This is a genomic window from Dorea hominis (assembly GCF_014287705.1).
Taxonomy (GTDB): Bacteria; Bacillota; Clostridia; order Lachnospirales; family Lachnospiraceae; genus Dorea_D; species Dorea_D hominis.
This window is the reverse complement of the sequence record NZ_JACOOY010000018.1, coordinates 19,192-45,451: the sequence shown is the minus strand read 5'-3', so window position 1 is coordinate 45,451 and position 26,260 is coordinate 19,192. Positions and strand designations below refer to the sequence as shown.

At 41.6% G+C, this 26,260-nt stretch carries 21 protein-coding genes and 1 CRISPR repeat array (1 of these 22 cut by a window edge); of the genes, 13 read left to right on the top strand and 8 right to left on the bottom strand.

The window, feature by feature from the left end; translation table 11 throughout:
- Positions 1–245: a CRISPR direct-repeat array (repeat unit 36 nt; unit sequence GTTTGAGAATGATGTAAAAACGTATGGTACTGAAAC); it reaches 1,435 nt to the left of the window's first position.
- 453 nt (positions 246–698) lie between these two features.
- From H8S07_RS12445 to H8S07_RS12430, 4 genes are all read left to right on the top strand, one after another.
- On the top strand, positions 699–2,099 hold the full coding sequence (locus H8S07_RS12445; RefSeq protein WP_330598583.1) for a glycerate kinase type-2 family protein: 1,401 nt from the start codon (positions 699–701) through the stop codon (positions 2,097–2,099).
- 47 nt (positions 2,100–2,146) lie between these two features.
- Positions 2,147–2,668: a GNAT family N-acetyltransferase gene (locus tag H8S07_RS12440; RefSeq protein WP_118519583.1), complete on the top strand. Its 522-nt coding sequence runs from the start codon at positions 2,147–2,149 to the stop codon at positions 2,666–2,668.
- Positions 2,669–2,838: 170 nt separating this feature from the next.
- On the top strand, positions 2,839–3,171 hold the full coding sequence (gene cutA, locus H8S07_RS12435) for a divalent cation tolerance protein CutA (RefSeq protein ID WP_186856123.1): 333 nt from the start codon (positions 2,839–2,841) through the stop codon (positions 3,169–3,171).
- Positions 3,172–3,273: 102 nt separating this feature from the next.
- Positions 3,274–3,684: a peptide deformylase gene (locus tag H8S07_RS12430; protein WP_021861220.1), complete on the top strand. Its 411-nt coding sequence runs from the start codon at positions 3,274–3,276 to the stop codon at positions 3,682–3,684.
- Positions 3,685–3,858: 174 nt separating this feature from the next.
- Here the strand turns inward: H8S07_RS12430 and H8S07_RS12425 are convergent, their stop codons facing one another.
- The 4 genes from H8S07_RS12425 to H8S07_RS12410 form a co-directional block, all read right to left on the bottom strand.
- The gene (locus H8S07_RS12425) at positions 3,859–5,214 is read right to left on the bottom strand and encodes a fibronectin type III domain-containing protein (RefSeq protein ID WP_186856122.1); all 1,356 of its coding nucleotides are present in this window, start codon (positions 5,212–5,214) and stop codon (positions 3,859–3,861) included.
- Positions 5,215–5,307: 93 nt separating this feature from the next.
- Positions 5,308–8,817 (bottom strand): rhodanese-like domain-containing protein, encoded by a 3,510-nt coding sequence (locus H8S07_RS12420; RefSeq protein ID WP_186856121.1) that lies wholly within the window; start codon positions 8,815–8,817, stop codon positions 5,308–5,310.
- A gap of 230 nt (positions 8,818–9,047) precedes the next feature.
- The gene (locus H8S07_RS12415) at positions 9,048–9,509 is read right to left on the bottom strand and encodes an Hsp20/alpha crystallin family protein (RefSeq protein WP_021861217.1); all 462 of its coding nucleotides are present in this window, start codon (positions 9,507–9,509) and stop codon (positions 9,048–9,050) included.
- Positions 9,510–9,606: 97 nt separating this feature from the next.
- Positions 9,607–10,032: an Hsp20/alpha crystallin family protein gene (locus tag H8S07_RS12410; protein WP_021861216.1), complete on the bottom strand. Its 426-nt coding sequence runs from the start codon at positions 10,030–10,032 to the stop codon at positions 9,607–9,609.
- 383 nt (positions 10,033–10,415) lie between these two features.
- On the opposite strand from H8S07_RS12410, the gene H8S07_RS12405 reads away from it, so the two are divergent.
- A complete protein-coding gene (locus tag H8S07_RS12405) occupies positions 10,416–11,090 on the top strand; it encodes a YkgJ family cysteine cluster protein (RefSeq protein WP_186856120.1) in 675 nt (224 codons plus the stop codon).
- Positions 11,091–11,121: 31 nt separating this feature from the next.
- Positions 11,122–13,881: an NYN domain-containing protein gene (locus H8S07_RS12400; protein WP_186856134.1), complete on the top strand. Its 2,760-nt coding sequence runs from the start codon at positions 11,122–11,124 to the stop codon at positions 13,879–13,881.
- 192 nt (positions 13,882–14,073) lie between these two features.
- Here H8S07_RS12400 and H8S07_RS12395 read toward each other — a convergent pair whose 3' ends face one another.
- From H8S07_RS12395 to H8S07_RS12385, 3 genes are all read right to left on the bottom strand, one after another.
- Positions 14,074–14,994 (bottom strand): DUF4234 domain-containing protein, encoded by a 921-nt coding sequence (locus tag H8S07_RS12395; RefSeq protein WP_243176026.1) that lies wholly within the window; start codon positions 14,992–14,994, stop codon positions 14,074–14,076.
- A gap of 64 nt (positions 14,995–15,058) precedes the next feature.
- Entirely contained in the window at positions 15,059–18,286 is a 3,228-nt protein-coding gene (gene carB, locus H8S07_RS12390) for a carbamoyl-phosphate synthase large subunit (RefSeq protein ID WP_186856119.1), read from the bottom strand.
- Between the two features lie 186 nt (positions 18,287–18,472).
- A complete protein-coding gene (locus tag H8S07_RS12385; RefSeq protein WP_021861211.1) occupies positions 18,473–19,342 on the bottom strand; it encodes a YitT family protein in 870 nt (289 codons plus the stop codon).
- A gap of 547 nt (positions 19,343–19,889) precedes the next feature.
- On the opposite strand from H8S07_RS12385, the gene H8S07_RS12380 reads away from it, so the two are divergent.
- The 6 genes from H8S07_RS12380 to H8S07_RS12355 all read left to right on the top strand — a co-directional run bounded on the left by H8S07_RS12380 (position 19,890) and on the right by H8S07_RS12355 (position 24,331).
- Positions 19,890–20,822, top strand: coding sequence for an AEC family transporter (locus H8S07_RS12380; RefSeq protein WP_021861210.1), 933 nt, complete (start codon positions 19,890–19,892; stop codon positions 20,820–20,822).
- A 208-nt stretch (positions 20,823–21,030) separates the two neighbouring features.
- Positions 21,031–22,011, top strand: coding sequence for a (Fe-S)-binding protein (locus H8S07_RS12375; RefSeq protein ID WP_186856118.1), 981 nt, complete (start codon positions 21,031–21,033; stop codon positions 22,009–22,011).
- 46 nt (positions 22,012–22,057) lie between these two features.
- On the top strand, positions 22,058–22,765 hold the full coding sequence (locus H8S07_RS12370) for a TVP38/TMEM64 family protein (protein WP_186856117.1): 708 nt from the start codon (positions 22,058–22,060) through the stop codon (positions 22,763–22,765).
- Positions 22,737–22,913, top strand: coding sequence for a DUF3641 domain-containing protein (locus H8S07_RS12365; protein WP_117536929.1), 177 nt, complete (start codon positions 22,737–22,739; stop codon positions 22,911–22,913). The genes H8S07_RS12370 and H8S07_RS12365 overlap by 29 nt, the downstream gene beginning before the upstream one ends.
- A gap of 19 nt (positions 22,914–22,932) precedes the next feature.
- On the top strand, positions 22,933–23,379 hold the full coding sequence (locus H8S07_RS12360; RefSeq protein ID WP_186856116.1) for a C-GCAxxG-C-C family protein: 447 nt from the start codon (positions 22,933–22,935) through the stop codon (positions 23,377–23,379).
- A gap of 13 nt (positions 23,380–23,392) precedes the next feature.
- Complete coding sequence (locus tag H8S07_RS12355) at positions 23,393–24,331, top strand: sulfurtransferase (protein ID WP_186856115.1); 939 nt, start codon at positions 23,393–23,395, stop codon at positions 24,329–24,331.
- Positions 24,332–24,587: 256 nt separating this feature from the next.
- Here the strand turns inward: H8S07_RS12355 and H8S07_RS12350 are convergent, their stop codons facing one another.
- Positions 24,588–25,307, bottom strand: a complete 720-nt coding sequence (locus H8S07_RS12350; protein ID WP_186856114.1) for a zinc-ribbon domain-containing protein — start codon at positions 25,305–25,307, stop codon at positions 24,588–24,590.
- 322 nt (positions 25,308–25,629) lie between these two features.
- Here H8S07_RS12350 and H8S07_RS12345 point away from each other — a divergent pair, with 322 nt between their 5' ends.
- Complete coding sequence (locus H8S07_RS12345) at positions 25,630–26,229, top strand: DUF4234 domain-containing protein (RefSeq protein ID WP_118519570.1); 600 nt, start codon at positions 25,630–25,632, stop codon at positions 26,227–26,229.
- Positions 26,230–26,260 lie beyond the last annotated feature (31 nt).

The window sequence follows — 26,260 nt, the reverse complement described above, 5'->3', positions numbered from 1 at the left end:
GCCAGCGCGTCAGTTTGAGAATGATGTAAAAACGTATGGTACTGAAACCTGCAGTCACGAAATGAGCGTATGTTTCTGTTTGAGAATGATGTAAAAACGTATGGTACTGAAACTACTGGTTCTGGAATGGCACACAATAACATGTTTGAGAATGATGTAAAAACGTGTGGTACTGAAACACAGATTCGACAGTTACAGTATCCACTGGTGTTTGAAAATGATGTAAAAATGTATGGTACTAAAACTGATAAGTAATCGGTTATAAAAAAAGGAACTTGAAATTGATGTGAAAACATATAAACTATAGCATACATTAAGCTCCTCCACATTAAGTTTGAAAATGATGTAAAAGAATACGGCATTAAAAGTACAAATGTACCCAATTTGGGTGTGTGGGTGTTTGAGAAAGATTGTAAAGTTAATGTATATGGAAACTAAAATCAATGTAATCTATTTATATTTGAGAATGATGTAAAAGGTTAAAGGCGGCAAGTTTTTTGCTACCTTTATTTGTTTTAAAGCTTACAAAAGTCGCTTTATCGTATACCTATTTTGCTATGCTATAACTATAAAGAAACATAAACAAAAAACGTTTTTTCTATTGATATATTAATTATAAATAATTTCCTGTATAATATTGGAGAGGCAAAATTTGTAAAAACAAATTTAAATTAAAGATAATATATGAGGTGTTAGTTTTGAGCCATGAATTGAAGAACATTAACGAATTTAATATAGAAAAATATTTAAGAGAAAGCAAGGACAGAGGAGCCAATATTATGACACTTAGACAACAATCCGAGTATATCATCCGTCATGCACTCCACAGCGTTCTCCCGGATGAGGCGGTAAAAGCTGTTCTGACCGGGGATAGATTCCGTTCGGTTGTGGATGATAGTGGAAAACTATATCTTGTTGCAATCGGGAAAGCTGCATGGCAGATGGCGCAGGCGGCAGTAGAAATATTGGATGATCGGCTGGATGGCGGAATTGTTCTGACAAAATATGACCATGTAAAGGGAGAAATCCAGCACGTAGAATGCCTGGAAGCAGGACATCCGGTTCCGGATGAGAATTCGTTTGAAGGAACGCAGAAGATACTTGACATGACGGCAGGACTGAGTCCGGAGGATGTAGTATTATTTCTGATTTCCGGTGGTGGATCGGCATTATTTGAGAAGCCGCTTGTATCCGGCAAAGAGCTGGAAGATGTTACAAAGCAGCTTCTTGCCAGTGGCGCAAATATTAAAGAAATGAATACGATACGGAAACGCCTGTCGGCGGTAAAAGGCGGTCGATTTGCTCAGCATGTCGCACCGGCGAAGATATTTTCGATTGTGCTCAGTGATATTATAGGCGATCCGCTGGATATGATTGCATCCGGTCCGGCATGTGCGGATCGGAGTACCTGTGAGGAAACACTGGAGATTGCGGACAGGTATGGATTAAAGCTGAAGGATTCCATAAAGGAGCTGCTGAAAAAGGAAACGCCGAAAGAATTGCACAATGTCGAGACGGTCATCAGTGGAAGTGTGAGTGCGCTTTGCACAGCTGCAAAGGAGGCTTGTGAGGAACTGGGCTATGAGTCGGTCATTTTAACAGACTGGATGGACTGCGAAGCGAAAGAAGCAGGGGCGTTTCTCGCATCGATTGCGAAAACACAATGTTGTAATATGCAAGGAAAAAGGTGTGGAGATATTCCGCAGAATATGCAGCAAAATGTGCAGCAGAAGAATACGAATAAGCTTGCATTTATTGCAGGCGGTGAGACGGTTGTACATTTACATGGTACCGGAAAAGGTGGGCGCAATCAGGAGCTGGCGCTGTCGGCGGCAATCGGTTTAGATGGAATGGAAGGCGTAGCACTTTTCAGCATTGGAAGTGACGGAACTGATGGTCCGACGGATGCCGCAGGCGGTTATGTGGATGGAAAGACTTGCGAAATGTTGCGAAAACATAAGACAGATATTTACCACGAGCTTCGTAATAATAATGCGTACGCAACTTTGGAGAAATGTGATGGACTGATAAAAACAGGTCCGACCGGAACGAATGTAAATGATGTTACAGTTTTGCTTATAGAAGAAAGAAATATTTAACATTGCCAGTGTAATTATATAATGAATAAGAGAAGGAAAGGAAAACAATGGATAAAAAAGCACTTTATGAAAGATTTGAATTTCGGAATATAGAACAAGGAGAAGCGGAACAGGCAGCAGAGATTGAACGAATCTGTTTTCCACCAAATGAAGCCTGCTCTGAGAAAAACATGTGTGACAGGGTCAGGGATATTTCGGAACTATTTCTCGTTGCAGTAGATAAGGGAAATGGAAAGATTGCCGGATTTTTGAACGGACTTGCGACAGACGAGCCAAAACTTCGGGATGAATTTTTTACTGACGCCGGTTTACATAACCCGAACGGGAAAAATATTATGCTGCTGGGACTGGATGTTTTGCCGGAATATCGTAGACAAGGACTTGCAAGAGAACTGGTTGCCGTGTATTTGCAGAGAGAACAGGCGAAAGGGCGCAGCGAGATTATTCTTACCTGCCTGGATGCGAAAGTAGAGATGTACGAAAAATTTGGCTTTATTGACCGCGGCATATCTGACTCTGTCTGGGGCGGCGAAGAGTGGCACGAGATGAGTGTAGTTTTGGAAAAATAATAGATTTTTTGAAAATAGCAAAAATTTTGCCGGGGGGTTTAGGATGGAAAATACATTCACGGGGAAATGGATTAAAATTTGAAATAATATAGGCAGATCATAAAATAATTTATATTATGGTTTTATTTAGATTTAGTGATAAATAAAATCAGGAAAGCAGGTAAAAAATTATGGAATTTAAATATTGCAAATTAGAGATTTTTATTCCGGAAACGAAAATATTGGAACTACAGAAAGCGTTACAGAAAGTGGACGCCGGACATATTGGAAATTATGATTCCTGCATGTCAGTAAGTCAGGTGACGGGATATTGGAGACCGTTAGATGGATGTGATCCGTATATTGGCGAGAATGGGAAAATAAGCAGCGAGCCGGAGGAAAAAGTAGAAGTGACAATCTATGCAGAAGCGGTAGAGCGGACGATTCAGGCAATCAAGGAAGTGCATCCGTATGAAGAACCAGTCATCAACGCAATTCCAATCTGGAAGACGAGCTTTTTATAAAAAAATAGATAGATGTTTTGGTTTCAACATTATATAAGTTATTATAATCAGAATATGTATGGAAGCGTTACAGAGGAATTTTAAGAAAGCGGGGAATAAAAAATGGTACGAATGATAATGCATGATCCGGTGTTTTTGAGTCAGAAATCAGAGCCGGCAACAGAAAAGGACAGACAGATCGCAGTCGATCTGCTGGATACTTTAAAAGCACACGAAGAAGGCTGTGTTGGCATGGCTGCAAATATGATCGGTGAGAAGAAACGGATAATTGCAGTGAATATGGGATTTATGAATGTGGCAATGTTCAATCCGAAAATCATAAAAAAATCAGGGAGATATGACACAGAGGAGGGATGTCTTTCGCTGCCTGGAGTGAGAAGCTGCACAAGATATCAGGAAATAGAAGTGGAATATCAGGATATAAATATGAAGAAACAAAAGCAGAAATATTCTGGCTGGATCGCACAGATCATTCAGCATGAAGTAGACCACTGTGAAGGGATATTGATTTAGTCGAGAACTGGGTGAAGCCAGAACAAGATTAGGTGATTTGGAATTGATTTTTTAATAAATAAAAGAGAACGAAAATGAGCCAGTATAATAATTGATGTTACACTGGCTCATTTATAATATCTGTATTAAGTTCCCAGGTAAGTATGACAGGAAATACAGAACGGATGTTCCTTATCACTTAATTTTTCCAGAAGTCTTAATGCTGCTCCATTTACTGAAATAGGTCTTTTTACTCACCTTTTTATAAGCACGGACGCGAACCTGATATTTCTTTCCTTTTTTCAGAGATTTCAGTGTTTTGATCTGCTTGCCCGTCGTAATAGTTTTCCATTTTTTTGTACCCTTTACACGGTAGGCAACCTGATATGCTTTGCCGTAGTAGCCGGACGGCTTCTTTGCAAATTTGACAGAAAGAGATTTCTTCTTAGGAGTCAGTTTCGCAATTTTCGGCTTTGTAGAAACAACCTTCGGCTTTGCTGGTGTAGAAGGTTTCAACGGTGTAGATGGCTTTGACGGTTTGTCATTTGAATTGTCAGCAGGATTTTTCGGTTTTGATGCAATTTTCCATGTAGAACCATTTTTCGCAAGCTCGTATTTAGTAGAATCAAAGTCCCATTTGATCTCCGGAGCATTATTTGTAAGCTGAATCGGTTCGATTTCAGAGCTGGTAGAAATAAAAGTTCCACATGCAATACTTGTGACCGCTCTTTCACCGGAAATATCAAGAGCAGGAGCACCCTGATAAGTGCCACATTCAATGGAAAGAGTGGCATCACCTTCAATTGCGCCGCCATTTACCTTTACGGCAGGTGCAGAGACGGTTTGCGAGTACGTGCCGTCATCCAGTGTCAGTGTTCCCTGGTTTTCCAGAAGAACAGTTGCATATTTTCCGGAGGAAATGGCACTGCAGTTATGAAATGCTGCATTTCCGTAGAGCATATAATAGCAGGAACCTGTGCTTGTGACCGTACAGTCAGTTATTTTAAGATCAGAGCCTTTCACAGACTGCTGAATTGCCATTGGATTGCCGGAACCACCGGTTGCCTGGTTGGCGATAGTTATATCAGAAAGTTCCAATGCCCCGGCAACATTGAGGGTAGTGATCTCCTGTGTGTTCGGATATTGACCGGAGGTAGAGATAATTGCCTTCGATATGTCTTCGCCGGAATTTGTAATCCGGAAAACGGCAAGGTTATCTGCTCCGGAGCCACGCACAGAAAATCCATTTGCTTTTTCAAATAAAATGGAATGGTTGTTAAGATCCAGTGTCAGATCCTGAGTCAGATAAGTGATCAGATAATCCGAGCAGGTCAGATCACTTGTAAGTTTTACCGTTGAATCATCCGGCGAGATGTATGTACCGCCATTTTGGGTAATGAAATTTTCCAGACCGGTTTTATCGCTGATTGAAGTGGCTGCCATTACGTGAACCGGCTTCGCAAATAAAATCATACCTGCGCTTAAGAACAGTGCAGTAATCGCAATCATGACGAGCCGGGAAAGATGATTTATTTTTTTTAGTATGTGCATAAATCCTCCTTAAAAAAAACGGTCCTGCCAGAAAGGCAAGACCGTTCAAAATACTTCAATATATAAGACTTGCTTATAATTTCATGTATTTGATTATTTTAATGTTACAGTGATTTTTACAACTGTTCCTGCTTTAGGAAGTACGTCTTTGTTACCCATTGTTTTAATATCAGCACCGGAAACAAATGGCATATCTTCGTTTGTTACAACACCTGCGTAGCAGCTGCATGTGCAGAGCAGGCATCCTGATTTGTAAGAAGCAGATACGTCTTTGCTGTTAGAGAATACTTCATCGATTGTAACCGGGCTGCCATCTACAGATGTTAAAGTATCAGCCATGGAAACTGTTTTGTCTCCCCATGATACGTTAACGTCTACATGAGTGTAGTCTTTGTTGTCACCATTTTCCGGGGTAATATATTCACCAGATTTGATTTTGTGTCCACCAGGAGTTGTATTCCATGGTGTTCCGCCAAGCTCTGCCATTGCGTCAGCAAAGTCAAGACGATCGCATAATCCTTCGAACAGGCACTGATTTCCAAGTGAGCATCCTGTTGTGGACATATAGTGTTTTGTTGGCTCTTCTAAGTATTTACCGTTCAGTACACCATATACAGAGATTGTCTTGTTAGCTTTGTCTACGCTTACCGGAACAGTGCTTTTAACAACTGTATTTCCGGCAGCGTTCCATGCAGAAGCACCACCTTCAAGAACAATGATCTTGCCTTCGCTTACACCAAGTGCTTTTAAGTAGTTTACAGATTTGTTTGCATATTTGTTACCAGAGTAGCATTCTACAACATAGAATTTATTCGGGTTCGCTTTTACTGCTGCTTCAAGGTTAGCTTTTGATGTTTCATCAGAAAGATCAGCACCGTTGTTCTCACGCAGTGGTGTAGAAACAGCACCGTCAATATGTCCTGCAGCATAAGTTACAGCGTCACGCAGGTCAAATACTACAAATGGAGTATTTCCAGCTTCCAGATTTGCTTTTAACTGGTCAACAGTCATACCATTTACAAAATCAAATCCACTTGTTGATTTGTAAGATTTAACGAGGTAGTTTGCTTCTGTCCAGCCGCCCATACCACCTTTTAATGTGTAAATGTTAGATGGATTCACACCTTTTTCTACGAGAGTAGAAGCAGCGGCTTCAGCGTATCTGTTACCTGAGTAGCAGATGATTGCATATTTCTGATCTGCGGAGTCACCTGCGATTGCTTTTTCAACGTTGGCAGCTGCAGTAGCTTTGTCGCTTCCGGAAACAGCACCAGCCTGATCAGCAGAAACAGCGCCAACGATGTGGCTTTTTGCATAATCTTCAGCTTTACGTGCATCGATTAATTTATAAGACTGTGTGCTGTCAATATCAGCTTTTAAATCAGCAGCAGATACAGTAAGTCCAACAATTGTTGAATGATTTGCATCCTTCCATGCTTTAGCGCCGCCTTCAAGAACGATAATCTTGCTTTCGCTCACACCAATCTCTTTTAAGTAGTTTACAGCCTTTGCAGCGTAGTTGTTACCAGAATAACACTCAACAACATAGAATTTATTCGGGTTAGCATTTACAGCAGCCTGCAGATTTGCTTTAGACTGATCATCAGACAGATCTTTTAAAGCACCATCTACACTCTCACGAAGAGGAGTGGAGATAGAAGGTTTGATGTGTCCTGTTGCGTAAGATGCAACGTCACGCAGATCGAATACTACGAATGGAGTTTTTCCATCGTCAATATTAGCTTTTAACTGATTAACAGTCATACCGTGAGTAAAATCTGTTTTACTCTTGTCAGATGTGTAAGATTTAACACAGTAATTGTCATAATCCCATCCACCGGCATCTTTTTTCATTCCACCCGTTAATGTGAAAATATTTTTGTTGCTAATACCAGCTTTGATCATAATCTCAGTAGCTGCCTGTGCATAGCGGCTTCCGGAATTGCATACAACTGCATATTTTGTACCTGCAGGATCATTTTTGATTGCAGCTTCAATATTCTTTGTAGCAGATGCCACATCAGTACCTGATACAGCACCGTCAACGTCAGCAGAAACAGCACCGGCAATATGAGATTCAGCATATTTAGCAGCCTGACGTACATCTAAGATTTTGTATTCCTGTTTTCCGTCGATGTCAGCTTTTAAGTCTTCTTTTGAAACATAGTTGTATGGAGCTTTGTATCCATCAACAGCGATTGTAATTGTTACAACAGTACCTGCTTTTGGAAGGTTAGCGGAGTTTCCAATCGTAGTTCCACCCATTGCAACATCTTCACTTGCACAGATACCTGCATAACAGCTTGATGTACAGATTTCGCATCCGGATGGGATTGCTTTCTGAACAGCACCACTGTTAGCGTATACAATAGTTCCTGTATATGCTGACTTGTCAGCATTTTTAATAGTATCCTGCATTGCTACAGCATCATGTCCTGCCCAGGAAACGCTGATATTCAGTTTAGAATAATTAGCGTTTGTTCCTTTTTTGTCTTTTACGGCGGCAATAGATTCACCATTCGCTAATACAGTTTTTGAATTTGTATTCCATGCAGTTGCTCCGAGAGAATCCAGTGCATTTGCCAGATCAATACGGTCATTCAGACCTGTGAAGATCGGATTGCCTCCGGAAGCTCCAAGATTAGCAGTCACGAGATAATGCATAGTTGGTTTTTTAAATGCAGAAGCATTTAAGATACCTTTTAAAGTAACAGTTCCGGCTTCTGTATCAACTTTAACCGGCTCAGTTACAGTGATAAGGCATGTAGCTTTTTTGCTTCCACCTTTTTCAGTTGCTGTGATTGTAGCCTGTCCTGCTGCGATACCTTTTACAACACCTTTGGAAGTTACAGTAGCAACTTTTGTATTGCTTGATTTCCATGTAACACCCTGATTGTAGAATCCAGTAGCACCTTTTACAGTAGCTTTTAAAGTAGTTGTCTTTCCGGAAGCTACTGTCTTGGAAGTTGTGTTCAGCTTAACAGAAGAAGCTTTCAGATCTTTTACTGTGATCTTGATTGTAGATTTTACTTTCTTGTTCGTCTTGGAAGTAGCAGTGATCTTTACAGTACCTTTTTTCTTACCGGTAACAGTGCCTTTAGAAGATACAGTAGCAATTTTCTTATTGCTTGATTTGTAGGTTACAGATTTGCTTGCATTAGAAGGTTTTACAGATTTAACAGAAACCTTCACTTTACCCTTGATATCTACTGTTTTAGAAGTGGCTTTGAGGGTAATCTTTGTTGGCTTTCCTTTTACTGTGATCTTGATTGTAGATTTTACTTTCTTGTTCGTCTTGGAAGTAGCAGTGATTTTTACAGTACCTTTTTTCTTACCAGTAACAATGCCTTTAGAAGATACAGTAGCAATTTTCTTATTGCTTGATTTGTAGGTTACAGATTTGCTTGCATTAGAAGGTTTTACAGATTTCACGGAAACCTTCACTTTACCCTTGATATCTACCGTTTTGGAAGTAGCTTTAAGGGTAATCTTTGTAGGCTTTTTGGAAGCCGCCTCACTGTTCATGCCTGTAGAAGCTGCCATAGTAAGAACTACAGCAAGTGAGAGCATAAACAGGGAGATTTTTTTGATTGTTGTTTTCATAATAACAACTCCTCCTTGTCTTACCGTTAAAAACGGACACTTTGTATCTATTTAAGTATAGTTTCATATATAAATATAAGCAAATTGATAATATCTATAAAATGACTAAATAATAGATAATATCTATAAGATGAAAAATAGCCTAAATCCCAGTAAAATTGTGGGCTTTAGGCTATTTGTTAAATAAATTATTTATTAGCTTAAATAGAAGAAAAAGCAAGAATTTGACATTATCCTTCAATAGCAATCTGTTTCTTATTTTCTACGGCAGGTTTGGCTTCTTTTTTCGGAATGGTCAGTTTCAAAATGCCATGTTTGAAGCTTGCTTTAATATCTTCTTCAGTTACATCCTTGCCAACATAGAAACTTCTCTGGCAGGAACCGGCATAACGTTCACGACGGATATAATGTCCGGTTTCTTTTTCTTTCTTATCCTGATCCAGTCCTTTTGCGGCACTAATCGTCAAATAACCATCGTTTAACTCAATGGTAAGCTCATCTTTCTTAAATCCAGGAAGGTCAATATCGAGAACATAACTGCCTTTTCTCTCGCGGATATCGGTCTTCATTAAGTTGTGAGCTCTGTGTCCGTAAAGTTTCTTCTCCATACGATGTTCATCTTTGTCATTATAAAATGGGAATCTGAAAAAATCATCAAATAAATTATCATTAAAAATACTAGGCATCATCATAAGTCATTCCTCCTTGAATCTCTATCTATATTATGTGCTACCAGAGCTTTTCACTCCGGCTATGAGCAACTTGTCGACTATAAGTTTAATTATAAGATTATCCTTCGATGGCAATCTGTTTTTTGCTTTCCACAGCAGGTTTAGCTTCTTTTTTCGGAATGGTCATCTTCAAAGTGCCATCTTCGAAACTTGCCTTAATATCATCTTCTGTGACATCTTTGCCAACATAGAAACTTCTCTGGCAAGAACCGCTGTAACGTTCACGACGAATATAATGTCCATCTTTATCTTTCTCATCGTTGTTCGTATCTGTGCTTGCGCTGATTGTCAGATAACCATCATTCAGTTCAGCCTTTACATTATCTTTCTGTACGCCCGGCATACTCATCGTCAGTTCGTAATCCTTTTCGTTTTCCTTAACATCTGTGTTCATAAGGCTTGTGTCACTATAACCCCATGCATTCCAATCATCATCAAAGAAATCGTCCAATAAGTTCTCTCCAAAAATACTAGGTAACATCATAAGTCATATCTCCTTTCAAAAGACATTCATAAAATATAATTAAGCACTGTCGGAGAATCCGATGTGTTGTTGTCTTATAGGAACATCTGGAATCAAGATCCTTTCTTTTTATCTCTTCTCCTTTGTTCTAACTGTACTATAACATCTATTATTAGCACTGTCAAGAGGTGAGTGCTAATTTCTGGAATTTTTTTATTAACTGAAAAACAAACTTCTATTATGTGGCATATTTTTCTGCAAAGTAAAACAAGGGGTGGCATTTAGTCTTACAATCGTTTATCCTATAAGAAGTACAGTGCTTTCATGTTCTATTACACAGATATAATGTAAAACGTAAGATTCCGACAGACAAAAGAAAGCGAAAACATATAGGGGATAAGAAAATGATAAGAAACATAGATATGAAAGAAATCTCGGATGGTAATTTATATACGGCAAATGACATGGTAAAAGCAGATTGTCAGGACTGCAAAGGCTGTTCTGCGTGCTGCCGTGGTATGGGTGATTCCATTGTGCTAGATCCTTATGATGTTTGGCAGATGAGTGCCGGGCTGGGTGAGACATTTGAAGAATTAATGAAAGGAAAGATCGCGCTCGGAGTTGTGGATGGCATGATCCTGCCGCATCTTGACATGGATGACGGGACGTTAGGCTGTCCATTCTTAAATGAAGCTGGCAGATGCAAGATTCATGCATTCCGTCCGGGAATCTGCAGGTTATTTCCGCTTGGACGATTTTATGAAGAAGATGGATTTAAGTATTTTCTGCAGATCCATGAATGTCAGAAGAAAGACCGAACGAAGATTAAGGTGAAAAAATGGCTTGGCATTGCAAATCTCAAAGCATATGAGAACTATATTACTTCCTGGCATGCATTTTTGAAAAACTGTGAGACGGCGCTTGCAGATTTGAGTGCGGAAGAAGCAAAGATTTTGCAGGTTTTCATTTTGCGGACATTCTATCAGACACCATATCAGGCAGAACTTGCCGCTGGGGATGCATTTTACAGTGAATATGAAAAACGCAGGGAACTGGTACGGAAGAAGCTGGATTTATAATACAGAAAGTGAAGAAACAGGTGTAGGAAATATGAGAAATATTACAATCGGAATACTGGCGCATGTTGATGCAGGAAAGACAACACTTTCGGAAAGTATTTTGTATTTGAGTGGCAAATTAAGAACGTTGGGAAGAGTGGATCATAAAGATGCATTTCTGGATACGCATGAACTGGAGCGGAGCAGAGGAATTACGATATTTTCCAAACAGGCGGTATTTCCGCTTGATCCGTGGCAGGTGACTTTGCTGGATACACCGGGACATGTGGATTTTTCGGCGGAGATGGAGCGTACTTTGCAGGTCCTCGATTATGCGATTCTTGTGATCAACGGAGCAGACGGAATCCAGGGACATACAAGGACACTCTGGGGCCTCCTGAAACGCTACAATGTACCGGTATTTTTATTTGTAAATAAGATGGATCAGGAAGGAACAGACAGGAAACACCTGCTGGAAGAACTGAAAAATGGACTGGACGACCAGATTATGGCATTTGATGTAGAGAAAGATACTTCTTTCTATGAAAATGCAGCAATGGGAGATGAACGGGCGCTGGAAGAATACCTGGAGGCAGAGAAACTTACGGAAGAGACAATTGCTGGACTGATCATGGAAAGAAAGGTATTTCCGTGTTATTTTGGATCTGCGCTTAAAGTCGAAGGTGTACAGCAATTGCTGGACGGGCTGGCAGAGTATATGGAAACGAATGCAGATGAACCGGCAGATTTTGGCGCGCGTGTGTACAAGATTTCAAGAGATGATAAAGGGAATCGTCTGACACATATGAAAGTGACATCCGGGAAACTGAAAGTCAAAGAAGTTCTGGAAAATCATCCGGAAGATGGTGAACACTGGGAAGAGAAGGTGAACCAGATCCGCATTTATTCAGGGGATAAGTTTGAGGCAGTTCCGGAAGTTTCGGCTGGAACAATTTGTGCAGTGACAGGCCTTAGTATGACAAAGCCGGGAGAAGGTCTCGGAGTGGAAGCGGAGAATGTAGAGCCGGTGCTGGAACCGGTACTGACTTATCAGGTGTTATTGCCGGAAGGATGCGATGTATCGGAAATGCTCCGGAATCTGCGCCAGTTAGAAGAGGAAGATCCCCTGCTTCGTGTTGTATGGAAAGAAGAACTGTCGGAGATTCACGTATGTCTGATGGGAGAAGTGCAGATCCAGATTCTGCATGAGCTGATCTTAGAACGCTTTGGCGTGGATGTAACATTTGGGGAAGGCAATATTGTATATAAAGAGACAATTACGAACCGCGTAGAAGGAGTCGGACATTATGAGCCACTGCGCCATTATGCAGAAGTGCATCTGATCATGGAACCGGGCGAGCCAGGAAGTGGTCTTACATTTGATACGATCTGCAGTGAGGATGATCTGGACAGAAACTGGCAGAGACTTATTTTCACACATCTGGAAGAAAGAGAGCACAGAGGTGTCCTTACTGGAGCGCCAATCACAGATATGAAAATCACGCTGGCGGCAGGAAGAGCACATTTAAAGCACACGGAAGGCGGTGATTTCCGTCAGTCTACTTATCGCGCGATCCGGCAGGGACTGATGCAGGCGGACAGTGTGCTGTTGGAACCTTATTATGCATTTGAACTTGAGATTCCGGCTTCAGTAACAGGAAGAGCGCTGAATGATATGCAGAGGCTGGCAGCAGAGGCAGAGGCGCCGCAGCAGGAAGGCGATCGGACACGGATCAAAGGGCTGGCACCGGTGGCAACCATGCGCGATTATCAGAGAGAAGTTGCAGCTTATTCTCATGGAGAAGGAAGGTTTGCCTGCGTATTTTCCGGATACCATCCTTGTCACAATGCAGAAGAAGTTATAGAGGCAATTGGCTATGATGCGGAGCGTGATATGGAAAATCCGACAGGTTCCGTATTCTGTTCGCACGGAGCAGGCTATTATGTGCCGTGGGATGAAGTGCCGGAGCATATGCATATAGAAAGCCAGCTTGCACGGATAGAGGCTGCCGAGAGACAGGCAGAAGAAGCAAAGATGGCAGAGAAAGAATTGAAAACTGCCGGAAATCAGAATCCAGGGGCAGGTGAGAAATATTCCAATACAGGCAGAAGAAGCAATTTTGTCGGGAAGACGGCTCCGGGCGCCGGTTATGGAAGCTGGGAAGAAGAGAAAGAACTGGAAGAGATTTTCATCCGCACGTATGGAAAAATTGAGCGGAAATTATCGGATACTACAAGAACGGTTGCTACACCGGTGAAAAAGAAAAAATCGCAGGAGCATTTACCGGAATATTTGCTTGTAGATGGTTATAATGTCATTTTTGCGTGGGACGAGCTGAAAGAGCTGGCTAAAGACAGTATTGAAGCGGCGAGAGACCGATTGATGGATATTCTGTGCAATTATCAGGGATATAAAAAATGCACAGTGATCCTTGTGTTTGATGCATACAGAGTGGAAGGTCCGTATCTGGAAATCCAGAAATACCACAACATTCATGTTGTATTTACGAAGGAAGCGGAGACCGCAGATCAGTATATCGAAAAAGTTGTTCATGAAGTGGCGAAAAAATACCGTGTAACGGTAGTGACTTCCGATGGAATCGAGCAGGTTGTCACTGTTGGTCAGGGTGCAAATCTGATTTCTTCCAGAGAGTTTTATGAAGAAGTCGAGATTATGAAAAAAGAGCTGCGGGAAGAATACATCGAGCGTCATCATGGTGGGAAAAATTATCTTTTTGACCACATGGATGAGGAACTTGTCAAACGAATGGAGAAATTAAGACTGAGTGACGAAGAAATCGAAAACTGGTAGAGAAATCAGTGGATGAACCTACATTCGGTGAGTGCGGCGGCAAAATAAGAAAGTGAAGATCACTGCACAGGCACTGGATGGAACCAGTAAGAAAGCAAGTGTGACGATAAAAAAAGGGGACGGGGATTTTCTAGAAAATCCCCGTCCCCTTTTTAAGACATTACAATATCACCGCGATAAAATATCGCCAAATTACATGCCTCTGACTTGTTTATTGATCGCATCCTGCATCAGGCAGTAGTTGACAATGCCAAATCCCAAAATCCCGATGACCAGATACAGAATGTTGGAATTTCCCTGAATCCTGTTAATACGATCCGTGCGCTCACCCATTTTATACATCCAGTATAAGTTATAAATGTTACAAGTGACAATGGATAAGAGAAATACCATGCCGCCGGATGTCGCATATGGTTCACCGGCAAGAGCATTGATCTCGTCATTTAGTTTGATCATCCAGTAAATACCGTAAATTCCGCACGTTACGATTGATAAGATTACACAAAGCGGAATGTTTCGTGGCGTGATAACAGAATTTTGCTGAAAATTGTTATTATAACCGGTATTTCCATAAGTATTGTTGGCATTATATGCATTATTTCCCGTATAATTATTGTTGGTATTGTAATTATTATTATTATTATTATCGGTATTGTAATTATTGGTATAGCCGTTATTATCAAAAGTTGTCTCTTTTTCGTTGGAAGAATGAGTGTAGCTGTACGCATTCTCATTTTCGGTTGTATTATCAGTCTGACTGGAAGTATCTGAGTAACTGTATGTGTAGGTATTCTCGCTTGCATGTTCGTCAGAATGAGAAGTTGCGTTTTCAGTAGCTGCATTTGAAGAAGTTCCCTCAGAATTCTCGCTTGTATTGGTGTCAGATGGGGAGTCAGCAGAAGCATCCTCTGGTGCAGTGTAAGCTGTCATAAACGGATTTTCATGCATATGATTGCTATTGCCAGTGTCAGTCTGCTCAGCATTATTGGTAGAATCTGTTGTGTGATCGTTAAGATCTGCATTTGTCTCGCTATCAGAGAGTGGTGCTCCACACTCTGGGCAGTGTTTGTATGCGTCGTCGCAAGGGGCGCCGCATTTTCCACAAAATTTCATGGAAATTCCTCCTTATGTTCTGTGAATGAAAGGGAATCCGGTTAAAACCGGATTCCTTTAAAATTTATTTGTCTGTAATTTCGCTGTGTAGCTGTTGCAAGGATTTTACTTCGCCATTTCCATGTTCTTTCACATAGCGGATTCCTTTTGCAGTTGCTCTCGCAGCAGCAATGGTTGTCATGTAAGGAATCTTTGCCTTGATCGCAGCTTTACGCAGGTAACTGTCATCATTTACACTGTCTTTTCCGACCGGTGAGTTGACGATCAGGTCGATCTGACCATTGGTGATCGCATCCAGCGTGTTCGGACGACCGCCTTCGGAAAGCTTGTTGATGCGTGTAACATCAATGCCGGCTTCCTTGATCAGCTCATAAGTATTTCCGGTAGCAACCAGTTTGAATCCATCATCAGCGAATGACTGAGCAATCTCTACAACTTCGGCTTTGTCTTTGCGGTTTACAGAAATCAGTGCCGTTCCGGAGAGCGGAAGCTTGGACTGTGTTGCTTCCTGTGCTTTGTAGAAAGCTTCTCCGTAAGTTTCGGCAAGTCCGAGAACTTCACCGGTAGAACGCATCTCAGGTCCTAAGATCGGATCAACTTCCTGGAACATGTTGAATGGGAAGACTGCTTCTTTTACTCCGAAATACGGGATATTCTGTTCTTTTAAGTCAGCAACCGGCGATTTGCGTCCGGTCAGTTCGGAAGTGATGATGTCTGTTGCAAGCGGTACCATACGGATGTTGCAAACCTTTGAAACAAGCGGTACAGTACGGGATGCACGCGGGTTCGCTTCCAGAACATAAACTTTTCCGTTTTCAATCGCATACTGCATGTTCATCAGACCTTTGACATGCATCTCCTCTGCGATCTTGCGTGTGTATTCTTTGATCGTCTGTACATTTTCTTCGGAAATGTGCACGGACGGGATAATACATGCAGAGTCTCCGGAGTGTACACCGGCAAGCTCAATGTGCTCCATAACAGCCGGTACAAATGCATGATTTCCGTCGCTGATCGCGTCTGCCTCACATTCCAGTGCGTGGTTCAGGAAACGGTCAATCAGGATCGGACGATCCGGAGTTACGCCGACAGCGGCTTTCATGTATCCTTCCAGACTTTCGTCATCGTATACAACTTCCATTCCGCGACCACCGAGAACGTAAGAAGGACGAACCATAACCGGATAACCGATTTCTTTTGCAATGGCAAGTGCCTCTTCTACAGTAGTAGCCATTCCGGATTCTGGCATAGGAATTTCAAGTTTATCCATCATTTCGCGGAAAAGATCACGGTCTTCTGCAAGGTCGATAACAGATGGAGAAGTTCCGAGGATCTTCACACCGTTTCTTTCCAGGTCAGCAGCCAGGTTAAGCGGTGTCTGTCCGCCGAACTGTGCAATAACACCAACCGGTTTTTCCTTTTTGTAAATGCTTAATACATCTTCCAGTGTCAGTGGCTCAAAGTATAATTTATCAGAAGTATCATAATCTGTAGAAACTGTTTCCGGGTTACAGTTTACAATAATTGTCTCAAAGCCGAGTTTCTTGAGTGCTAAAGCTGCGTGTACACAGCAGTAGTCAAATTCGATACCCTGTCCGATACGGTTTGGACCGCCGCCAAGGATCATAATCTTCGGTTTATCTGTATTTACCGGATTCTTATCTTCAGCGTTGTAAGTAGAGTAGTAGTAAGCGCTGTCTTCGGTACCACTCACGTGTACGCCTTCCCATGCTTCTTCGCATCCAAGTTCGATTCTGCGGTTACGGATATCGTCTTCCGGAACTTCCAGGATCTGGCTTAAATATTTATCTGAGAAACCGTGTTTCTTTGCGGCAACGAGTGCATCATCTGCCGGAAGAGCTCCTTTATTCGCAGCAAGTGCTTCTTCTTCGTCTACCAGTTCTTTCATCTGCTCAATGAAATATGTTTTAACTTTTGTAAGATCATAGATCTCTTCAATTGTAGCACCTTTGCGGAGCGCTTCATACATAATGAAATGACGGTCGCTGGATGGTGTAATGAGCATTTTCAGAAGCTGATCTTTGCTCATGTTGTTGTAGTCTTTGGCATAACCAAGACCGTAGCGTCCGGTCTCGAGACTGCGGATTGCTTTCTGGAAAGCTTCTTTGTAAGTCTTTCCGATACTCATAACTTCGCCGACTGCACGCATCTGTGTTCCGAGTTTGTCTTCTACACCTTTGAATTTTTCAAATGCCCAGCGTGCAAATTTGATAACAACATAATCGCCGTCCGGAACATATTTATCCAGAGTTCCGTATTTACCGCATGGAATATCTTTTAAAGTTAATCCGGAAGCCAGCATTGCAGATACAAGTGCAATCGGGAAACCGGTAGCTTTGGAAGCAAGAGCTGAAGAACGGGAAGTACGCGGGTTGATCTCGATAACGACAATTCGGTCGGAAACCGGATCATGTGCAAACTGTACGTTCGTTCCACCGATAACTTCTACGGAGTCAACAATTTTATAAGCCTGCTCCTGCAGACGTTTCTGACACTCTTCGGAAATCGTCAGCATCGGAGCTGAACAGAAGGAATCTCCTGTATGTACGCCAAGAGGATCAATATTCTCAATAAAGCAGACGGTGATCATATTGCCTTCTGCATCACGGACGATCTCTAATTCCAGCTCTTCCCAGCCGAGTATGGATTCTTCTACAAGCACCTGTCCGACAAGACTTGCCTGTAATCCTCGTGCCATAACGGTTTTTAATTCTTCTTTGTTATAAACAAGTCCGCCGCCGGCGCCTCCCATAGTGTAAGCCGGACGAAGAACAACCGGATAACCAAGTTCGTCTGCAATGGCAAGACCTTCTTCTACGCTGTAAGCAACCTGGCTTTTGGCCATTTCGATGCCCAGTGCATCCATGGATTTCTTAAATTCGATACGGTCTTCACCACGTTCAATGGCATCTACCTGTACACCGATAACCTGTACATTATATTTGTCCAAAACCCCTTCTTTGGCAAGTTCGGCGCAGAGGTTCAGTCCGGACTGTCCTCCAAGGTTCGGAAGCAGTGCATCCGGGCGCTCTTTGGCAATGATCTGTTCCAAACGGTCTACGTTCAGAGGTTCAATATAGGTGACATCGGCTGTTTCCGGATCTGTCATAATCGTAGCCGGGTTTGAGTTTACCAGTACGATTTCATACCCCAGCTTACGCAGTGCTTTGCACGCCTGTGTTCCGGAATAGTCAAACTCGCACGCCTGTCCGATGATGATCGGGCCGGAGCCGATGATTAGTACCTTGTGAATATCTGTTCTCTTTGGCATATCGTGATTCCCTCCTGTGACATGTAATGTAAAAATCTCTTGTTCTATTATATAGATAGAACAAGAGATTGGCAAGAACACATCTTATAAACTTTTTAATATTTATACAAAATAATGAATAAATAATGCATAAGTGATGCATAAGTGATAACAGCTAAGGAAGTTCCACAATTACCGGAAATAGTTTTATTTATATTTTTTCTCTAATGAAAAGCCGTGTCCGCGCACTTCACTGACATGGCTTACAACAACGAAACTTTCCGGATCAATCTCGCGGATGATCTTTTCAATCCGTGGAAGCTCGCGGTTGGAGATTACGCTGAAGATCATCTGGGTTGGCTCATCCATATAACCGCTCCGGGCAGACAGGGCTGTCACGCCGCGGTCCATTTCTGTAATGATTGCCTGACGGATCTTTTCGTGTTCATTGCTCATGACTTTCACTTCGATACGTGTTGTGCCAAAGACGAGTAATTTGTCGAGTACAATCGTGTAGATCATGACAAGGATGATTCCGTAGAGTACATTGTCAACCGGGTTATAAGCTGCCTGGAAGATCAGAATTGTAAAGTCAAATACATACAGACTTACAGATACCGGGATGCGGAAAAAATGATTCAGCACCAGCGGTGGGATATCCATACCACCGGTGGAAGCACCGCTCCGGATGACAATGGCAAGTCCAATGCCGATACCGAGTCCGGAAAAGATGGTACACAACAGTATATTGTCAGTCAGCACCAAATCACTGAAGAGTCGGTTGAAAAATTCCAGTGAGATCGGATAAGCGAATGTACTGATGATCGTTGTCAGAGCAAATTTTTTACCAAGAACGATGAAACCTACGATCAGCATTGCGATATTAAAAATTAAAATAACGCCGGAAATATTAAACCCGGTATAATGTTTTACGGCAAGTGCGATACCGGTTGTACCACCGGTCATCAGGTCAGAAGGGAGAAGGAACAGTTTTAATGCCAGAGCATAGATCATATTCCCCAAAATGACCACAAGTACAGACATGATTTTCTGAAAAACAGTTTCTTTCTTATGCATAGATAATTCTCCTCTTATGTTTTATTTTATGTTGTCGGCAACCTCTGAACTGACACACATATTTCCCTGGTCAGCTGATTCAAAATCAGCATATATAGTTTCCTATTCAGCTGCTTCAAGATCGACAGGTATCGTTTTCTGTGCAGCTGTTTCAAAACCGGCAAGCAGATTCATAGGTTTAAAGCAGAAATGATTGCAACAATGAGAAAACAGACTCTTCCCGCAAAGCTTCCGGCAAACTGATCACCATATGCATCCCCAAGATCCGGGATCAGTGCTGAAAATAGGTTCAGAAAGCAGGTGAAAAACAGGCTTAACGGAAATTGTAAAAGATCCAGAAGAAGCCGAAGCTTCAGATGTTCTTTCTTCTTATTATATAAATATTCTATTGAGGTTCATAACGGATAAAATGCCCAACATTTTTATCATATCACAAAACTTGCTTTCTACGCCAGAAAATATTATATTAGTGCCAGACGCTTTTTTTAATTAAGATATAAAAACAAAATATTATATAGCTATGTTCGACAGCAAAAGGAGGGACAATATGGAAATCAGTATTTTATTAATGAAACAGATTGCAGAACTATTTCTGATGATCCTGATGGGTTACCTGGTAGTGAAAGCCGGTATTGTAACGGCTGAGGATAGTAAAGTGCTATCTAAAATTGTATTGTATCTGGTAATTCCGTGTGTGATCATTCATGCGTTCCAGGTAACCTATACGAAAAATACGGTAAAGGAATTAGAACTTGCATTTGCGGCATCGGTCTTATTGCAGATCATTTTGCTGATCGCAGTATGGGCAATTGCAAAAGCTTTGAAAATGGATGAAGTAGAATTGGCATCGGTATATTATTCAAATTCAGGAAATCTGATCGTACCTCTGGTAACATTTATCCTGGGTGAAAAATGGGTGCTCTGCGGCTGTGTTTTTATGAGCGTGCAGCTGGTGTTTATGTGGACACATGGGAAAAAGATTATCAGCAGAGAAGAGGGAACGGATTGGAGAAAGATCGTATTTAATATCAATATGATCGCAGTTGTACTGGGAATTATTTTATTCTTTTTACAGATTAAACTTCCGGAAATCGTGGATGGAACAATGAGTGCAGTTGGTGTTATGATCGGACCGGCGAGCATGATCGTTACAGGAATGTTACTTGCCCAGATGAGCCTGCGACAAGTGTTTGCGAATAGACGGATTTATTTTGTGACAGCATTAAGACTTGTGGTTGTACCGATGATATCCTTACTCCTATTAAAATTCAGTCATCTGATCAGCTGGCATCCGGATGGAAAGAAGATATTGCTTGTTGTCTTTCTGGCGGTGATCACACCTTCTGCATCAACGGTAACGCAGATGTGTCAGGTGTATGGAAATGATTCAAATTATGCAAGTGCAATTAATGTGATGACAACATTGTTATCCATTCTGACAATGCCGCTAATGGTATATGCATTTGAGGTTTTGATGTAAAATACGGTTTGTAAAAGACATATTTATTTGTCTGTATGATTAATTTGTATCAATAAGTGGAAAACCAAGTAAAACAGAGCGTTTCGGTGGGTTTAACACCTATAGACACAACCTATATTTACAATGATATATTCACAATATCAATTATACGAAATACAGATTTGATGATACAATGAGCGAGAGTAAATAGAAAAGAGAGGATAATAACATGTGTCAGAATGAGAGAGTAAAAGATGCAGACAAATGCATCCACTGTCATGTCTGTCAGGAGAATTGTTCCTTTTTGAAAAAGTATGGTCTTGATATAGGTGATACCGAAAAGCTTAATAAGCTTGCGTATCACTGCTTTTTATGTGGCAAATGTTCAGAAGTCTGTCCGGTGGGGATTGACGGACAGGGAATCATTATGGATATGCGCAGAGCCAGCGTTGCATCTGACGAAGGCGCGCGGGTGAACAAAGAGTACAAGCGGACCATTTCTGAAAAAAAGGAATATTCATATCGCAATTATAGGCATGTGACAGAGAAGAGTGTGTTATTTCCGGGATGCAATTTCCCGTCTGTATATCCGAAGACAACAAAAGTTCTGGTGGAACTGTTTGAAAAAGAAGCCGGGATCGGTGTGGTCTATGACTGCTGTGGAAAACCAATCGCAGATATAGGAATGGAAGACGAAGAGGAACGTATTATGCAGGGAATTCAGAAGCGCATGGATGATGCAGGGGTGACAGAGGTCATTACGATGTGTCCGAACTGTTATGCGTTTCTGAAGCCAAGACTTACGATCCGTGTAGTGAACATTTATCAGAAATTAAAGGAACTGCATCTGGGTGAGAAGTGTCTGCCCGGCGGTACGATGTTTCGTCCATGCCCTGACAGAGAAAAGGGAGAATGGCTCACAGACATTGAGGCGTTTTCAGACGCAGAATTTCAGACATTGGAGGATATCCAGTGCTGTGGCCTTGGCGGCCAGGGATGCGCCAAAGAACCGGAGATAGCAAAAAGCTTTGCTGAGACAGTGAAGAAGTATCCGCAGACGATTTATACATATTGCGGCTCCTGTGCAGGCAATCTGACCAGAAACGGCTGTAAGCAGGTACGTCACGTCCTGCCGGAGATTCTGGGAACAAAAGAAAAACCGGATACGATCAAATCCCTGATCAATCGTATGCGGACAAAGTATCTATAGAAACAAGAGAGAACAAAAGGAAACAAAGAAAAAAGGAGAACAAGAGGTGGAAACAAAAAAACAAAACAAATGGCTCGGTAAGATTATTGTAATCGTGTTGATTGTAGGATGTGTGGCAGTTTATTTCTGCGTACCGAGTGTAAATAAGCTGATGAATCGTATTTTTGCAGCATTTTCAAGCGGCGACTTTACCGTTGTCAAAGAATTCGTTGCATCTTACGGTGCATATGCAGCAGCTGTGTCTTTTGCATTGATGATCTTACAGTCTGTGGCAGCCCCGCTTCCGGCATTCCTGATCACATTTGCGAACGCAAACTTATTCGGATGGTGGCAGGGAGCGATTCTTTCCTGGTCAAGTGCGATGGCAGGAGCAGTGATTTGCTTCTATATCGCAAGAATTCTGGGAAGAGATGTAGCTGAGAAGCTTACAAGCAAAGCAGGACTTCAGCAGATCGATGTCTTCTTTGAGAGACATGGAAATTTAAGTATCCTGATCGCAAGACTTCTGCCGTTTATTTCATTTGATTATGTAAGTTATGCAGCAGGTCTTACATCTATGTCTTTCTGGGGATTTTTCGTAGCTACAGGAATCGGACAGCTTCCGGCAACCATCGTTTACTCTTATGTGGGTGGTATGCTGACCGGAGGAGCAAAACTGCTCGTAACAGGACTTCTGATCTTATTTGCTTTATCAGGTCTTATCGTTCTGTTCAAACAGTTATATAATGAAAAACAGAAAAAGAAAACAAAATAATTTTATAATATCAAAGGTTTATGACTGTGATTTTAATCAGGCGATCGATCTGCCGATCGGATCGAAAGCAACGATTATGGACCTGGTAGGGACTCCGTATAAAAAGCGTAAGATTCTGTTTGACAAACATTGTTATGCAGGAAAATAGAAATAAAGGAGACAAGAATATGAACCAGATGGCAAATGAAATTAAAGACAACTTTATAAAAGGATATGACTGTTCACAGGTAGTGTTCCGTCATTTTGCAGAACGGTTTGACTTAAGTGAAGACGAAGCAAACCGTATCGCTGCCTGTTTTGGAGGCGGCATGATGTTAGGATCTGTCTGTGGTGCTTATACCGGAGCGCTGATGGCGATCGGTATGAAGTATGGACACACAAAAGAAGAAGGACTGATGGACCAGAAGAATGTCATGATCGGAAAATACATGGAGTTTAAGAATCGTTTTGAACAGGAATATGGTTCTGTAAACTGCAAAGAGATCATCGGTTATGATGTGTCTACACCGGAAGGACTTCAAGGGGCATTAGACAGCGGAAAGATGACAGAGTTCTGTCCGTGTCTTGCAGAAAAGGTGATCCAGATCACAGAAGAAATATTAAACGAAGATTAAGAGGAGAAATGGTATGAAGAAGTTTATCAGATGTATGGGTGTCGGACTGCTGGCTATGATGCTTGTAGTTGGATGCGGAAGCAAAGCAAAAGGAGTATCGGACGACGATTTGGTTTCCAAGGATTCTTTTAAAGGAGAATACCTGATAACCGCAAAAGAAGCGAAGAAACTGATGGGCGATGACAATGTAATTTTTCTTGACTGCCGTGGCGAGAAATATTCTAATAAAGAGACGATCAAGGGTGCAGCAGCTACAAGCTGGCAGGCACTTGGAACATGCGAAGACAAATATGGCAAGCAGGGCGATGAGAACTGGGGAAAAGTTCCACAGCCTGTAGAGTTATCTAAAAAACTCAGCAACCTCGGCCTTGATCCGAACAAGGAAATCGTTCTCTTAGGTGAGACACTTGGAGGATGGGGAGAAGATGCCCGTGTTCTCTGGGAGCTGCGCGTAGCAGGTTACACAAACCTTAAGATGGTTGACGGTGGATACGAAGCGCTGGTAAATGCCGGAGCTGAGACACAGAAAGGACCTTCCAAGTTAGACAAAGTAGATGTGAAGATCGACAAACTTGACATGACACATGACATGGAAACAGAAGAACTTCAGAAGAACTACAAAGATTACAAGATCGTTGATGTTCGTACAGATGAAGAGTATGAAGGTGCTAAGAAATATAACGAAGCAAAAGGCGGACATCTTCCGGGAGCAATCCATATTCGGTATACAGATCTTTTCCGTGAAGACGGAACATTAAGATCACAGGCTGACATTGATAAGATGTTAAAAGATGCGGGCATTTCCAAAGATGACAAGATCGTAACTTATTGCACAGGCGGTATTCGTTCCGCATATATGCAGCTTGTACTTGAAATGGCAGGATGCAAGAATACATGGAACTATGACCAGTCATTCTGGAGATGGGCTGTAGTCGGAGATGTTGAAAAATAGGAATTAACAAATTATCAGTGATTGAAAGATGATAATTCAAGAGCAATCACATCCGTTTTAAGAGAGTCGGTTATGCGACTGAATAAAAATAGGGTGTGGTTGCTCTTTTTATCTTATTACGTGTTTTGTGCAAAAGTATATGGCGTAAATAAAAAGCCAGCAAATCAGCTGGCTTTGATAAAATATATAGCATGTAATATAGTGTATTATCTTACATTGGGTCAGATAATATTTACATTTATATCCGTCCGTCGATTTACTGTAAAACATTCAGTTTCACATTCTTCTTGCGAAGGAAGATACTTGCGACTGCACCTAGTACCATCAGAATAATTCCGACAGTCAGAAGCATTCGTCCGATTCCATAATGAACCATAGAAGAAAACTGCTGTAATTTATCGGCGGCATCTTTGTATTCCATAAGAAGGAAGAAAACACCGACACATGATCCGATCAGGCTGATAATATCAATACGGAAGAAGTTAATAATCGCCACTGCCAGGATCACTGCAAGAAATAATTTTCCGTCATTAGTATCAAAAAGAGTGACTGTCTGGGAAAAACCAAGAATAGATACCGTGGCAAAAGTCATAAACATGGATATAAATGCAAGGAAGCATCCAATCCAGGTGACAATATTTCCAATTGTAAAATTTCTGCGTACTTTTGGTGCAGGATCTGTTGTCATATCAGAGGCGGTATAATTCATTGCACCTGCTACAGAAGATTTTGTGTGGTTTATTGTCTGTGTCGGATGTGTGCGGTTATGCGATGCTGTTTTTGCAGTCTGCTGAGTTCGATGTTCGTGGTTATGTGGTGTAGGATGTGCAGCCTCATTGTATGGTGTCTGCTTGTGTGACGTTGTAGCTTCGAAATGCTGCTGTGTATGTTGAGCTTTAGCAGAAACAGGGGTTCCGCAGTCGGGGCAGAATTTTGCACCATCTGTCAGCTGCTTTCCACAGTGTTTACAAAACATAATAATTCTCCTTTGTGTTCGTTAAGTTTTAGCTTAGTTTAGCATTGATAGCATAAAAATGCAATTTCCCTTTTAAAATTTACGGAGATTCTTCATAATGCTAATATTTACAATGATATTTTACTATGATAAAATTTATATAATGCCAGGGTCAAAAGCCTGAAACCACGACGTGCTTGCACGGGAGTGGTTTTACGGCTTAATGATCCTGACATCATTTACATGATACCAAAGCAGCACGGAACAATCCGAGGGTATCATAGTTATCGATAGAGCCTGCATATCCGCAGGAACTATACAGGAATGAGGAGGAAGAAAGATAGTGTTTTGTACGAAATGTGGGGCGAAACTGCCCGATAACGCAAAGTTTTGCCCGAAGTGTGGCAATCCATGCACAATAAAAAAGCAGTTTTCTGAGCAGGTGAATCAGACTTTCCGGTCAACCGAACGGAAAATGGAAAGTGAGATACACAATGTAAAACAGAGCTTTAGCAGTAATGATCAGATGCCGGCAGGAAGAAAAGAGAGACTGCAGGATGACAGAAGTCTTGCCATATACATACTGCTGTCGATCGTTACCTGTGGAATCTACAGTTATTATTTCATATATAAGATGGCGCATGATGTGAACATTGCATGTGAAGGAGATGGAGAGATGACGTCCGGTCTGGCTGCATTTATTATATTGTCATTCCTGACCTGTGGAATTTATTCATTTTACTGGTCTTATAAAATAGGAAACAGGCTTTGCACCAATGCACCGCGCTACGGAATGACATTTCCAGAGAACGGAACAACTGTATTAGTGTGGGATCTGATCGGAATTTTATTATGTGGTTTGGGACCGTTTGTTGCAATGCACATCCTGATCAAGAACAGTAACCGGATTTGCAATGCATATAACAGACAGAACAATTTATAACAGATGAGAGACATTTAGGGCTGTTATATGT